Origin of the sequence: Rhodococcus sp. BP-160 (genome assembly GCF_019836205.1) — a bacterium.
In the GTDB taxonomy this organism is placed as follows: Bacteria; Actinomycetota; Actinomycetes; order Mycobacteriales; family Mycobacteriaceae; genus Rhodococcoides.
The window spans coordinates 63,685-76,241 of record NZ_JABUEK010000001.1; the positions used below are offsets into that span (position 1 = coordinate 63,685).

Here is a 12,557-nt window from a genome sequence, read left to right on the forward strand (position 1 = left end):
TGGGGGTGGGGGTGCTCACGTCACGTTGCCCTTCTCGTCCAGGATGCCGAACCACTTCGCGGCGGTGTCGACGTCCTTGTCTCCGCGACCGGAGAGGTTGACCAGGATCATGGCGCCGTCACCGAGTTCACGGCCGAGCTTCACGGCACCCGCGATGGCGTGCGCGGACTCGATCGCCGGGATGATGCCCTCGGTCTTGCACAGCAGAGTGAAGGCCTCCATGGCCTCCGTGTCGGTGATGGGTCGGTACTCGGCTCGCCCGATGTCGTTGAGGTACGAGTGCTCCGGTCCGACGCCCGGGTAGTCGAGCCCGGCGGAGATGGAGTGCGAGTCGATGGTCTGACCGTCCTCGTCCTGCAGAAGGTACGAGAAGGCGCCGTGGAGGGCGCCGGGCGAGCCCGCACCGATGGTCGCGGCGTGGCGACCCGTCTCGATGCCGTCGCCGGCTGCCTCGTACCCGATCAGCCGGACGTCCGCGTCGTCGATGAAGGCGTGGAAGATGCCGATGGCGTTCGACCCGCCGCCGACGCACGCGGCGATGGCGTCGGGAAGCCGGCCGTGATCGTGCAGCATCTGCGCGCGTGCCTCCATGCCGATGATGCGCTGGAAATCGCGGACCATCATGGGGAACGGGTGCGGTCCGGCGACGGTGCCGAAGCAGTAGTAGGTCTCGTCCGCGTTGGTCACCCAGTCGCGCAGCGCCTCGTTGATGGCGTCCTTGAGTGTGCGCGAGCCGGACGTCACCGCGACGACGTCGGAACCGAGGAGCTTCATCCGGGCGACGTTGAGGGCCTGACGCTCGGTGTCCACCTCGCCCATGTAGACGAGGCACTCGAGGCCGAGCAGCGCACAGGCCGTGGCCGTGGCGACGCCGTGCTGGCCGGCGCCGGTCTCGGCGATGACGCGGGTCTTGCCCATCCGCTTGGCGAGCAGCACCTGGCCCAGCACGTTGTTGATCTTGTGCGAACCGGTGTGGTTGAGGTCCTCGCGCTTGAGGAAGATGCGGGCCCCACCGGCCTGCTTCGACAGATTCGCCGCCTCGAAGATCGGCGACGGGCGACCGGTGTAGTCGCGCTGCAGACGATCGAGCTCGTCGAGGAAGTCTCGATCTCCGCGCGCCTTGGCGTACTCGGTGGTGACTTCCTCGATGACGCCCATGAGCGCCTCGGGCACGTAGCGGCCGCCGTACTTACCGAAGTGTCCGCCGAGGTCGGGGTCGTGATCGGTGCGATCGGTGATGCCGTCGCTCGAGTTCGGAAGATAGCTGGTAGTCACGGTGTCGAGTCTGCCCGATGACACACCGGGACGACGAGCCGGGTGGAGCCTGAAATCAGCGCGCAGGCTTCGGGCACGAGGGGTGCGTTCCGGCCGCGACCAGGTCACGCACCGCGGACCGCGGGTCGCCGCTGGTGACCAGTCCCTCACCGACGAGAACCGCGTCGGCACCCGCTCCGGCGTAGGCCAGGAGATCGGCGGTGCCGCGGACGCCGGACTCGGCGACCCGGATGATGTCCGACGGCAGGCCGGGCGCGATGCGGGAGAAGGTGTCCGGGTCGACGTCGAGCGTCTTGAGGTTGCGGGCGTTGACGCCGATGACCTTGGCGCCGGCCTCGAGCGCGCGGTCCGCTTCCTCCTCGGTGTGCACCTCGACCAGCGGGGTCATGCCGAGCGACTCGGTGCGGTCGAGCAGGGACGCGAGGGCGTCCTGCTCCAGAGCCGCGACGATCAGCAGGATCATGTCGGCGCCGTGGGCGCGAGCCTCGTGGATCTGGTACGGCCCGACGATGAAGTCCTTGCGCAGCACGGGGATCTCGACGGCGCGACGCACGGCGTCGAGATCGTCCAGCGATCCGCGGAAGCGGCGCTCCTCGGTGAGCACGCTGATGACGCGCGCTCCGCCCGACTCGTAGGCACCCGCGAGCACGGCGGGGTCCGGAATGTCGGCCAGCGCACCCTTGGAAGGGCTGGCGCGCTTGACCTCTGCGATGACGGCGATGCCCGGCTCGATGAGCGCGGCGGCGGCGTCGAGAGCCGGCCGCGCGGCGGCGGCGGCCTTCTTGACGGAGGCGAAGTCCACCACGGATTCACGGGCCTGCGTGTCGGCCCGTACACCGTCGAGGATCGAATCGAGAACGGTCATCGGTGTCCCCCGCGTCCTTCCGCCAGAGTGGTGAATGTCTGCTCGACATCGCAGTGGATGTGTGGCGCTGCTCATCCGGTGCGCTCAGAGTAGAGGCCGGAGTAACACCACCGACTAGCGGGTCTCACCGCCGCGGGGTCGGTCGTCGACACCGGTGGCGTCGTCGGTCACGGTCGGGTCGGCGCCGGAGTCCAGTGCGTCCCAGATGGCCCGCTCGCTCGGTTCCTCGTCGGCGTCCACTGCAGCAGACCGAACGTCCTGTTCGGCGCGCTCACGGCGCACCGCGGGACTGTCGTACCGAGCCGACAGGCCGGCCTTGGAGCGGGACGTGCGCGCGACCACGACGGCGGCGGCCAGCGCGAGCAGACCGCCCAGGAGCGCGAGTGCGGCGGGCGCGCGGCTCGCCTCCGCGGAGAGGACCTCGGCACGACCGGGGAGTTCCGCCAGCGCGCCGGCGCGCTCCGGATCCACGCCCGAGACGATCAACTGCACCGCGGGAACGGCGGCTCCGACACCGACGAGCGCGACGAGCACCGCGAGCAGCACCGTCCACCGTCCGCGGATCGCGAACAGAGCCGCCACCGCAGCGATGGCCGCGATGGCCAACGGCGTGGTCGCCGCGGCCCACGTACCCCCGACGAGCGAGGACGTCTGCTGCTCCCCCAGCCCGTCCGAGCTGACGACCCGGACCCAGGTCATGCGCGACGACGCCCACAGCGCCAGCGCCGCGAGAGCCAGGAGCAGCGCGGCGAGACCGACGCCCCCGCGTTTCACTCGGCGCCTCCGACGGTGATCACCGTCTCCGCTGCGGCCACCGCGCTGAGCACCGCCATCGCCTTGTTGCGCGCCTCGGTGTCCTCGTACTCGGCGACCGAGTCGGCCACCACGCCGGCACCCGCCTGGACGTACGCGGTGCCGTTCTTGATGAGGGCGGAGCGGATGCAGATCGCCGTGTCGGCGTCCCCGTCGAAGTCGAGGTATCCGACGATGCCGCCGTAGACGCCGCGGCGGGTCGGTTCGAGTTCCTCGATGAGCTCCATCGCCCGCACCTTGGGAGCGCCCGACAGCGTGCCCGCCGGGAAGCAGGCGCGGACGGCGTCGAGTGCGTGCCTGCCCTCGTCGAGCCGACCCGTCACCGTCGACACCAGGTGCATGACGTGGCTGTAGCGCTCGACGTGGCGGTACTCGGTGACCTTGACCGTGCCCGGCTCGCAGACCCGCCCGAGATCGTTGCGTCCGAGGTCCACCAGCATGAGGTGCTCGGAGTTCTCCTTCTCGTCCACGAGGAGGTCCTTCTCGAGCAAGAGGTCGTCCTCCTCGGTGGCGCCGCGCCACCGGGTCCCGGCGATCGGGTGCGTCGTCGCGACACCGTCGGCGACCGTCACGAGGGACTCGGGGCTCGACCCGACGATCGAGAACGCGGTCTCGCCGTCCGCGCCGGGGACGTGCATCAGGTACATGTACGGGCTGGGATTGGAGCGTCGGAGCATGCGATAGACGTCGAGCGGCGTCGCGGTGGTCTCCATCTCGAAACGCTGGGACAGCACCACCTGGAACGCCTCGCCCGCCTCGATCTCCTCGACCAGGCGGTGCACGTCGGCGCCGAACCCCTCGGAGGTCCGCTGGCGCCGGAACTGCGGCTCGGGTCGCGAGAACGACGCCACCGTGGACTCCGCGGCGGACGACAGTGCGAGGGTCATGCGGTCGAGCCGTGCCACCGCGTCGTCGTACGCCTCGTCGACCCGCTCGTCGGTGCCGTTCCAGTTCACCGCGTTGGCGATGAGGGTGATCGCACCCTCGTGGTGGTCCACCGCGGCCAGATCGGTCGCGAGGAGCATCACCATCTCGGGGATCTGCAGATCGTCCTCGGTGAGGTCGGGCAGTCGCTCGATGTGGCGCACCGCGTCGTAGCCGAGATACCCCACCATCCCACCGGTGAGCGGGGGCAGGTCCGGCAACCGTTCGGAGCGGAGCAGCTCGATGGTGGCTCCGAGTGCGTCCAGCGGATGGCCACCCGACGGGGCACCCGCCGGCGTCTCCCCCATCCACGCGGCCTCGCCGTCCACAACCGTGAGCGCACTGGGGCTGCCCGCACCGATGAACGACCACCGGGACCACGACCGCCCGTTCTCGGCTGATTCGAGCAGGAACGTGCCGGGCCGGTCACCGGCGAGCTTGCGGTACGCCGACAGCGGAGTCTCGGAGTCCGCGAGGACCTTGCGGACGACGGGGACCACGCGATGGACGGCGGCCAGTTGGCGGAACTGCTCCCGGGTGGTGGTTCCGGGTGCCGGGTCCTTCTGCGAATCCATGGGTGTCATCTTCCCGGGTGCCGTCCCGCCGGGTTCGGGAGGTGCCGAACGCGGTGGTCGCACGGGCGGTGGGACACTCGACGAGTCGGAAACCGAACTGGTCGGTCGTGATCCGGCACGAGGAGAGGAACGCGCACCCGATGACCGCGACACCGCCGTCCGAGACGCACCCGGACGAGATGCGCTGGCTCACACCGGCACAGCAGGACGCCTGGCGCGTGCTGGTCGCCTTCGTGACCCGGTTGCCCGCCGCGCTGGACACCCAGTTGCAGCGCGACTCCGGACTGACGCACTTCGACTACTTCGTGATGGCGACGCTGTCCGAGGCTCCGGATCGTCGGCTGCGCCTACGTGACCTCGCGGACTTCGCCAACGCGTCGCTGTCCCGGCTGTCGCACGTGATGACCAAGCTCGAGCGCGCCGGATGGGCCCGGCGGGAGAGCATCAGCGGCGGCCGCGGCTCCCACGCCGTTCTCACGGACGAGGGGTACGCGAAGGTGGTCGCCACGGCTCCCGGCCACGTCTCCACGGTGCGGTCACTCGTGTTCGACGGGCTGGACGACGAGCAGGTCGAGACGATGCGAGCGCTCGCCGAGGTCATGGTCACCAACCTCGACGCCGGCATCGCCCGCGACGGCGGTGGCTGACCGCCGGTACTCAGGCGGTCGGGGGCTCGCTCAGCAACACGTCGGCGTCGAAGCACGAGTGATCACCGGTGTGGCAGGCGCCGCCGGTCTGATCGACCGTCAGCAGGATCGTGTCTCCGTCGCAGTCGAGGCGGACCTCGTGGACGTACTGTGCGTGTCCGGACGACTCGCCCTTGACCCAGTACTCCTGCCGTGACCGCGACCAGTACGTGCCCTTGCGCGTCGCGAGCGTCATGGCCAGGGCCGTGTCGTCCATCCACGCGACCATGAGCACGTCACCGGTGCCGCGTTCCTGCGCGACGGCGCACACCAGTCCGTCGTCGGTGCGCTTGAGACGGTCGGCGATCGCCGGATCGAGAACGGGGGCGCTCATCGAACCTCCACACCGCCCGCGCGCAGAGCGCCCTTGACGTCGCCGATGGTCATCTCGCCGAAGTGGAAGACGCTGGCCGCGAGAACGGCATCGGCACCCGCGGCCACGGCGGGCGCGAAGTGCTCGACGGCGCCGGCGCCGCCACTGGCGATGACCGGGACCCGGACGGCCGCGCGGACAGCGGTGATCATGGCGATGTCGAAGCCGGCCTTCGTGCCGTCCGCGTCCATCGAGTTGAGCAGGATCTCGCCCACCCCGAGATCGGCCCCGCGGTGTGCCCACTCCACGGCGTCGACGCCGGTACCGCGGCGGCCGCCGTGCGTGGTCACCTCCCAACCGGACGCCGTCGGCGCCTCGCCCTCGGGCACCGTCCGGGCGTCGACCGACAGCACGATGCACTGCGATCCGAATCGAGAGCTCAACTCGCGCAACAACTCCGGTCGCGCGAGCGCTGCTGTGTTGACGGACACCTTGTCGGCGCCCGCTCGCAGGAGCGTGTCCACGTCCTGCACGGTGCGGACACCGCCGCCCACGGTGAGCGGAATGAACACCTGCTCCGCGGTGCGGGTCACCACGTCGAGCATCGTGGCGCGACCACCGGACGACGCGGTGACGTCGAGGAAGGTCAACTCGTCGGCACCCTCGGCGTCGTACTTCGCGGCGAGCTCGACGGGATCACCGGCGTCGCGCAGATCGGCGAAGTTGACGCCCTTGACGACGCGGCCCGCGTCGACGTCCAGGCACGGGATGACGCGTACGGCGACACTCATCTCCGGACTCCTTCCCGTGCGCGCGATGTCGGTGTGTACGAGGACGGCTCGCCGACTCCGGCGAGCACCTGCAGCAGTTCCTCGTGCACGCCGGGGGCTGCGGCGAGCACCGACGTCGAGGTCACCGTCCACGGCTCGCCCGCCAGATCGGTGACGATCCCGCCGCCGGCGCGGACCAGCATCGCTCCCGCGGCGTTGTCCCACGCATGGTGACCGAACACGATCGACGCACCGAGTGTTCCCGCCGCGGTGTACGCGAGGTCCAGCCCGGTCGACCCGTGCATGCGGATCCGTGAGGAGACGCGGCTGATGTCCGAGAGCACCTGCACCCGGTAGGCGCCGGGCAATCGGCCGCGGCTGTCGATGTTGAACGCACCGAATCCGACGATGGAGGAGGCGAGTGCGGAGGTGGGCAGCGCGGGGAGCGCCTCCCCGTCACGATGCACGGGTCCACCCTCCACCGCCCAGAAGCGTTGGCCGATCAGGGGAAGCCACGTCAGGCCGATGACCGGGCGCCCGTCGACGAGCAGCGACAGCAGTGTGCCCGCCGTGGGCAGCCCGAACGAGTAGTTGAAGGTCCCGTCGATCGGATCGAGTACCCACACGGTGCCGGACTCGACGGGTGGCCCGCCGAACTCCTCGCCGTGCACGGGGATCTGGGTCTGCTCCTGCAGTTCCTCGACCAGCCGACGTTCGAGCTCGAGGTCGACCGCGGTGGCGAAGTCGTCCGGCCCCTTGGCAACGGCGCTGGGCGCGCCGGCGCCCGCGACGAACCGCTCGTGGGTGCCGTCGAGCAGGGTGCGCGCGGTGGCCGCGAGAGCGTCCAGGTCCACGGCGGTCATGTCGCCGACGGTGCGCTGTCCGCGACGGCGGCGAGGGCCTCCGGCAGCGTGAAGCGGCCGGCGTAGAGGGCCTTGCCGACGATGGAACCCTCGACGCCCTTGTCGGTCAGCGTGGCGATGGCGACCAGATCCGCGACGGTGGACACTCCGCCGGACGCGATGACCGGCGCCTCGGTGACAGCGCAGACCTGTTCGAGCAGTTCGAGATTGGGGCCGGTGAGGGTGCCGTCCCGCGTGACGTCGGTGACCACGTACCGCGAGCACCCGTCGCGGTCGAGCCGCTCCAGCACCTCCCACAGATCGCCGCCGTCACTCACCCAGCCGCGTCCGCGCAGGCGGTGCTCACCGTCGACGATGCGCACGTCCAGTCCCACGGCGACACGATCGCCGTACTCACCGATGGCGCGGCGGCACCATTCCGGATCCTCGAGTGCGGCGGTGCCGAGGTTGACGCGCGCGCAGCCCGTCGCCAGCGCTGCCCGCAGGCTCTCGTCGTCGCGGATGCCACCGGACAGTTCGACCTTCACGTCGAGTTCCCCCACCACGCTCGCGAGGAGGTCGCGGTTCGAACCGCGACCGAAGGCGGCGTCCAGATCCACCAGATGCACCCACTCGGCGCCGTCGTTCTGCCAGGCCAGCGCGGCGTCGCGCGGAGAGCCGTAGGCGGTCTCGCTGCCTGCCTCTCCCTGCACGAGACGAACAGCTTGACCATCGGCGACATCGACTGCGGGGAGAAGTACCAGGCTCACGTTCGACGAGGTTACCGGCACGATCCGCGGCGACACCGGGCAGGGCGGCGCGTCAGTCGGACGGCTCGGACCCGTCGGGCTCCTCGCCGAAGGATCGGCGAACGGACGCCTTCGCCACCAGCGACGCGCAGACGCCCGTGGCGACGAGTCCGACGGCCACCACCAGCAGCCCCACCGGACCACTCGGCTGCAGCAGCCAGAGGACGAGCGTGGTCGCGGCGAGCATCAGGGTCGCCGCACCGAGCACGAGCCCGGTGTGGCGACCCAGTGAGAACTCGCGGGGCTCGCTCATCCGAGGGTGCGGAGCCAGTTCTCGAGCAGCGTGGCGCCGGCGTCGCCGGACTTCTCCGGGTGGAACTGTGTCGCGGACAGAGGGCCGTTCTCCACCGCCGCGAGGAACTCGCCGCCGTGATCGGCCCACGTGAGAACCGGAGCGGCGAGCGACTCGCTCGGTGCCATCTCCCAGTCCTGCACGCCGTACGAGTGCACGAAGTAGAAGCGCGTGTCGGGGTCCATGCCCGCGAACAGCACCGAGTCCTCGCCGTGGCGCACCGTGTTCCAGCCCATGTGCGGGAGCACCTCGGCGTGCAGCTTCTCCACTGTGCCGGGCCACTGGCCGCAGCCGGTGGCAGGCACGTCGAACTCGACGCCGCGGTCGAACATGATCTGCATGCCGACGCAGATGCCGAGCACGGGGCGACCCCCGGCGAGCCGCTTGTCGACGAGCTCGTCGCCGCGCACCGACAGCAGACCGTCCATGCATGCGCCGAACGCGCCGACACCGGGCACGACCAGTCCGTCGGCCTGCAGCGCGACTCGGTGATCGGACGTCACCGTGACGTCGGCACCCACACGTTCGAGTGCGCGCTGCGCCGAGTGCAGATTCCCCGAACCGTAATCCAGCAGCGCGACAGACTTGCCTGCTCTTCCCGGCCGGCCTCCGGCCTTCCCGCCGATCTCCGGCCGGCCTCCGGCCTTCCCGCTGCTCACAAGCTTCCCTTCGTCGACGGCACTCCCGAGACCCGCGGATCGGGCTCGACGGCCGCGCGGAGGGCGCGAGCGACGGCCTTGAACTCGGCCTCGGTGATGTGGTGCTGGTCGCGTCCGTACAGCACCCGGACGTGCAGTGCGATACGCGCGTTGGACGCGATCGACTCGAAGACGTGGCGGTTGATCACCGTGGCGTACGGGGTTCCCGGGTAGCCGCCGATGATCGCGTGCAGCATGTGCTCCGGTTCCCCGGTGTGCACGCAGTACGGCCGACCGGACACGTCGACCGAGGCGTGTGCCAGCGTCTCGTCCATCGGGACGAACGCGTCACCGAAGCGGCGGATTCCCTTCTTGTCACCGAGAGCCTGCGCGAGCGCCTGACCGAGCACGATGGCCGTGTCCTCCACGGTGTGGTGCGCCTCGATCTCGATGTCGCCCTTCGCGTGCACCGTGAGGTCGAAACTCGCGTGCGTCCCGAGCGCGGTGAGCATGTGGTCGAAGAACGGCACACCGGTGGACACGTCGACGATGCCGGTGCCGTCGAGATTCAGCTCCACCGTGATGGACGACTCCTTGGTGGTCCGCTCGATGCGCGCGATGCGGTTCGGGGTCATGATGCTGCTCACTGGTCGGATCCTCTGCTGGGGTTCAGGTGGCGGGGGCGGACGAGTGGACGACGTCCTCGGACAGGTCGGCGCTGACGTCGAGGAACCGATCGTTCTCGGCCACGGTGCCGATGGTGACGCGGAGATGCCCCGCGATGCCGACGTCGCGGATGAGCACACCCTGATCGAGGTACCGAGCCCACACCGCGGGCGCATCGTCGAACAGGCCGAACAGCACGAAGTTGGCGCTGCTGGGCACCACTCGGTAGCCCAGGACGGCGAGTCGGGCGACGACGCGATCACGCTCGGCCGCCAGCTCGGCCACCGAGGCCAGCGTGTCGTCGGCATGGCGCAGTGCGGCGCGCGCAGCAGCCTGCGTGAGCACCGACAGGTGGTACGGCAGCCGCACCAGGAGCAGTGCGTCCACGACGGCCGGAGCGGCCACCAGGTACCCGAGTCGCCCACCCGCGAACGCGAAGGCCTTGCTCATGGTCCGGCTGACGACGACTCGGCTGGGGAACTCGTCGATGAGGTCGACCGCGCTGGGCGCCGCCGAGAACTCGCCGTACGCCTCGTCGACGACGAGGATCCCGGTGGTCGCGGAGGCGAGACGCCGGAGGTCGTCGAGCGAGAGACTGTGTCCCGTCGGGTTGTTGGGGCTGGTGACGAACACGACGTCCGGCGTCATCGACTCGATCGCGGCCACGGCCGCGTCGACGTCCAGCGAGAAGTCGTCACGCCGATGCAGATCGAGGAACTCGGTCTGGGTGCCCGCCGAGATGATGGGGTGCATCGAGTACGACGGCACGAATCCCAGCGCCGTGCGTCCCGGCCCCCCGAATGCCTGCAGCAGTTGCTGCAGGATCTCGTTCGATCCGTTCGCGGCCCACAGATTGTCGACGGTGACGGGCACCCCCGTACGGGCCGCCACGTACGCGGCGAGATCCGTGCGCAGTGAGACGGCGTCCCGATCGGGATAGCGGTGCAGCGACGCTGCCGCCTCCCGCACGGAGCGGGCGACGTCCTCCACGAGCGCTGCCGACGGTGGGTGCGGGTTCTCGTTGGTGTTGAGCTGCACCGGCACCTCGAGCTGCGGCGCACCGTACGGAGACTTCCCGACGAGCGAGTCGCGCAGCGGCAGGTCCGACAGTGCGGTCCCGGCGCCGGGCGCGGCCGTCACGATCGGCTCTCGAACCGCACGCGGACGGCATCACCGTGCGCCGGCAGATCCTCCGCGTTCGCGAGGGCGACGACGTGCTTCGCGACGCCGTCGAGAGCGTCGCGCGAGTAGTCGACGATGTGGATGCCGCGCAGGAAGGTCTGCACCGACAACCCGGACGAGTGACGGGCGCATCCGGCCGTCGGCAGGACGTGGTTCGACCCGGCGCAGTAGTCGCCGAGGCTCACCGGCGACCACGGTCCGACGAACACCGCTCCGGCGCTGCGGATGCGGCCCGCCACCTCGGAGGCGTTCTCGGTCTGGATCTCGAGGTGTTCCGCGGCGTAGGCGTCGACCGTGCGGATGCCGTCGTCCACCGTGTCCACCAGCACGATGCCCGACTGCTCACCGGACAGCGCCGTCGCGACGCGTTCGGAGTGCTTGGTGGTGAGCGTGCGCTCGGCGACCTCGCGCGTGACGGCGTCCGCCAGGGCGACCGAGGTGGTGACGAGCACGCTCGCCGCCAGCACGTCGTGTTCGGCCTGCGAGATCAGATCGGCGGCGACGTGCACCGGGTCGGCGGTGTCGTCGGCCAGGATGGCGATCTCGGTGGGCCCGGCCTCGGAGTCGATGCCCACCGCTCCACGGCACAACCGCTTCGCCGCGGTGACGTAGATGTTGCCCGGGCCGGTGATCATGTCCACGGGCTCGAGCGGCGCTCCGTCGGTGTCCACGCCGCCGTAGGTGAGCAGTGCGACGCCCTGGGCACCGCCGACCGCCCAGACCTCGTCCACGCCGAGCAACGCTGCCGCCGCCAGGATGGTGGGGTGCGGGAGGCCGCCGTAGTCCGCCTGCGGCGGCGAGGCGACGACGAGGCTGCCGACGCCGGCGACCTGCGCGGGGACTACGTTCATGACGACGGACGACGGGTACACGGCGTTGCCGCCCGGTACGTACAGTCCGACTCGCTCGACCGGGACCCACTTCTCGGTGACGGTTCCACCGGGGACGACGGTGGTCACGGTCTCGGACCGACGCTGATCCTCGTGCACGATGCGCGACCGCTCGATGGACACCTCGAGTGCCGCCCGCACGTCGGGATCGAGCTGGTCCAGAGCCTTCTCGAGCTCGGCGGCCGGGACTCGCACGGAGTCGGGACGCACGCGGTCGAACGTCTCGCTGTACTCGAGCGCCGCGTCGGCGCCGCGCTCACGCACCGCCTCGACCACCGGGGTGACCAGATGCAGCACCGAGTTCACGTCCACTCCACCCCGTGGGAGAACCGCGCGCAGCTCGGCGGTGGACGGAGAGCTGCCGCGTAGATCCACGCGTCGCAACTCGGTGCGGGCAGTCATGGGTGATCCTCTCGGGTCGAGCAAGGGCGCGCCGGTCGGCGCACGTCGATTATCGCTCGAGCCCCGACCGGCGCCCCGAGGGGGACGATCCACCTGGTCCCACCGACCGGCCTCCGGCCTGCCCGCACCATGGTCTCAGGAGTAGCGGGCCGCCAGCTTCTCCAGCGTCTTCGTGATGCCGTTCGCGTTCTGTGCCGTCTGCTTGGTCACCTCGAGCATCTTAGGGATCTTCGCCGTTCCGTAGACGAACGATTCCGTCACCTCGGTGGACGAGGGGCCCACCGCGACGAACTCCCAGCGCCACTTGTGGCCCAGCGGGTGCTGCCACTCGATCACCTTGGTGTCCCCGGTGTCGGTGAACTCCGTGACGGTGCTGGTGATGCGGTAGGGCACGCCGAACTGCTTCATGCCCACGGAGAACTTCGCTCCGCGCGAGAGCGTCGTCGGACCCTTCACCGTGTCCTTCACCGTTCCGGAGCCGTCCAGCTCGCCGTGCCGGTGCGGATCCGCCACCTGAGCGAAGAGGTCGTCGGCAGGGGCGTTCACGGTCACGCGGCGGGCGATGACGCGATCGCCGCGGTCCACAGTGCTCACAGATGTCATGTGCGGTCCTGT

At 70.2% G+C, this 12,557-nt stretch carries 15 protein-coding genes; 1 reads left to right on the forward strand and 14 read right to left on the reverse strand.

Going from position 1 to position 12,557, the window contains the following annotated elements:
- Nucleotides 1-15: 15 nt before the first annotated feature.
- The 4 genes from trpB to HQ306_RS00305 form a co-directional block, all read right to left on the reverse strand.
- Complete coding sequence (trpB, locus tag HQ306_RS00290; protein WP_027506783.1) at nt 16-1,275, reverse strand: tryptophan synthase subunit beta; 1,260 nt, start codon at nt 1,273-1,275, stop codon at nt 16-18.
- 55 nt (nt 1,276-1,330) lie between these two features.
- Nucleotides 1,331-2,140 carry an indole-3-glycerol phosphate synthase TrpC gene (trpC, locus tag HQ306_RS00295; RefSeq protein ID WP_027506784.1) on the reverse strand — a complete coding sequence of 270 codons (810 nt, stop codon included), beginning with the start codon at nt 2,138-2,140 and terminating at the stop codon, nt 1,331-1,333.
- Nucleotides 2,141-2,254: 114 nt separating this feature from the next.
- Nucleotides 2,255-2,914, reverse strand: coding sequence for a TIGR02234 family membrane protein (locus HQ306_RS00300; RefSeq protein WP_222627037.1), 660 nt, complete (start codon nt 2,912-2,914; stop codon nt 2,255-2,257).
- Nucleotides 2,911-4,452 (reverse strand): anthranilate synthase component I, encoded by a 1,542-nt coding sequence (locus HQ306_RS00305; RefSeq protein WP_261769628.1) that lies wholly within the window; start codon nt 4,450-4,452, stop codon nt 2,911-2,913. Before HQ306_RS00305 ends, HQ306_RS00300 begins: the two co-directional genes overlap by 4 nt.
- A 140-nt stretch (nt 4,453-4,592) precedes the next feature.
- Here HQ306_RS00305 and HQ306_RS00310 point away from each other — a divergent pair, with 140 nt between their 5' ends.
- Nucleotides 4,593-5,099 (forward strand): MarR family winged helix-turn-helix transcriptional regulator, encoded by a 507-nt coding sequence (locus HQ306_RS00310; RefSeq protein WP_222627041.1) that lies wholly within the window; start codon nt 4,593-4,595, stop codon nt 5,097-5,099.
- Between the two features lie 10 nt (nt 5,100-5,109).
- Here the strand turns inward: HQ306_RS00310 and hisI are convergent, their stop codons facing one another.
- The 10 genes from hisI to HQ306_RS00360 form a co-directional block, all read right to left on the reverse strand.
- Nucleotides 5,110-5,472, reverse strand: a complete 363-nt coding sequence (hisI, locus tag HQ306_RS00315; RefSeq protein WP_056447928.1) for a phosphoribosyl-AMP cyclohydrolase — start codon at nt 5,470-5,472, stop codon at nt 5,110-5,112.
- Nucleotides 5,469-6,242 (reverse strand): imidazole glycerol phosphate synthase subunit HisF, encoded by a 774-nt coding sequence (hisF, locus tag HQ306_RS00320; RefSeq protein ID WP_222627043.1) that lies wholly within the window; start codon nt 6,240-6,242, stop codon nt 5,469-5,471. Before hisF ends, hisI begins: the two co-directional genes overlap by 4 nt.
- Nucleotides 6,239-7,084 (reverse strand): inositol monophosphatase family protein, encoded by an 846-nt coding sequence (locus HQ306_RS00325; protein ID WP_222627045.1) that lies wholly within the window; start codon nt 7,082-7,084, stop codon nt 6,239-6,241. Before HQ306_RS00325 ends, hisF begins: the two co-directional genes overlap by 4 nt.
- Nucleotides 7,081-7,833 (reverse strand): bifunctional 1-(5-phosphoribosyl)-5-((5-phosphoribosylamino)methylideneamino)imidazole-4-carboxamide isomerase/phosphoribosylanthranilate isomerase PriA, encoded by a 753-nt coding sequence (gene priA, locus HQ306_RS00330; protein ID WP_222627047.1) that lies wholly within the window; start codon nt 7,831-7,833, stop codon nt 7,081-7,083. Before priA ends, HQ306_RS00325 begins: the two co-directional genes overlap by 4 nt.
- Nucleotides 7,834-7,885: 52 nt before the next feature.
- Nucleotides 7,886-8,125, reverse strand: coding sequence for a hypothetical protein (locus HQ306_RS00335; RefSeq protein WP_027506792.1), 240 nt, complete (start codon nt 8,123-8,125; stop codon nt 7,886-7,888).
- Nucleotides 8,122-8,790 (reverse strand): imidazole glycerol phosphate synthase subunit HisH, encoded by a 669-nt coding sequence (hisH, locus tag HQ306_RS00340; RefSeq protein ID WP_222628474.1) that lies wholly within the window; start codon nt 8,788-8,790, stop codon nt 8,122-8,124. The genes HQ306_RS00335 and hisH overlap by 4 nt, the downstream gene beginning before the upstream one ends.
- A 29-nt stretch (nt 8,791-8,819) precedes the next feature.
- Nucleotides 8,820-9,437, reverse strand: a complete 618-nt coding sequence (gene hisB, locus HQ306_RS00345; protein ID WP_222628477.1) for an imidazoleglycerol-phosphate dehydratase HisB — start codon at nt 9,435-9,437, stop codon at nt 8,820-8,822.
- 34 nt (nt 9,438-9,471) lie between these two features.
- Nucleotides 9,472-10,608 carry a histidinol-phosphate transaminase gene (locus tag HQ306_RS00350; protein ID WP_222627049.1) on the reverse strand — a complete coding sequence of 379 codons (1,137 nt, stop codon included), beginning with the start codon at nt 10,606-10,608 and terminating at the stop codon, nt 9,472-9,474.
- Entirely contained in the window at nt 10,605-11,942 is a 1,338-nt protein-coding gene (gene hisD / locus HQ306_RS00355) for a histidinol dehydrogenase (RefSeq protein WP_222627051.1), read from the reverse strand. The genes HQ306_RS00350 and hisD overlap by 4 nt, the downstream gene beginning before the upstream one ends.
- 135 nt (nt 11,943-12,077) lie before the next feature.
- Nucleotides 12,078-12,545: an SRPBCC family protein gene (locus HQ306_RS00360; protein ID WP_027506797.1), complete on the reverse strand. Its 468-nt coding sequence runs from the start codon at nt 12,543-12,545 to the stop codon at nt 12,078-12,080.
- Nucleotides 12,546-12,557: the final 12 nt, after the last annotated feature.

Bases quoted from the DNA above. Each gene is read 5' to 3' on its own strand.
- trpC (WP_027506784.1), bottom strand. From the start codon at position 2,140: ATGACCGTTCTCGATTCGATCCTCGACGGTGTACGGGCCGACACGCAG.
- HQ306_RS00305 (WP_261769628.1), bottom strand. From the start codon at position 4,452: ATGGATTCGCAGAAGGACCCGGCACCCGGAACCACCACCCGGGAGCAG.
- HQ306_RS00310 (WP_222627041.1), top strand. From the start codon at position 4,593: ATGACCGCGACACCGCCGTCCGAGACGCACCCGGACGAGATGCGCTGG.
- hisI (WP_056447928.1), bottom strand. From the start codon at position 5,472: ATGAGCGCCCCCGTTCTCGATCCGGCGATCGCCGACCGTCTCAAGCGC.
- hisF (WP_222627043.1), bottom strand. From the start codon at position 6,242: ATGAGTGTCGCCGTACGCGTCATCCCGTGCCTGGACGTCGACGCGGGC.
- HQ306_RS00325 (WP_222627045.1), bottom strand. From the start codon at position 7,084: ATGACCGCCGTGGACCTGGACGCTCTCGCGGCCACCGCGCGCACCCTG.
- HQ306_RS00335 (WP_027506792.1), bottom strand. From the start codon at position 8,125: ATGAGCGAGCCCCGCGAGTTCTCACTGGGTCGCCACACCGGGCTCGTG.
- hisB (WP_222628477.1), bottom strand. From the start codon at position 9,437: ATGACCCCGAACCGCATCGCGCGCATCGAGCGGACCACCAAGGAGTCG.
- hisD (WP_222627051.1), bottom strand. From the start codon at position 11,942: ATGACTGCCCGCACCGAGTTGCGACGCGTGGATCTACGCGGCAGCTCT.
- HQ306_RS00360 (WP_027506797.1), bottom strand. From the start codon at position 12,545: ATGACATCTGTGAGCACTGTGGACCGCGGCGATCGCGTCATCGCCCGC.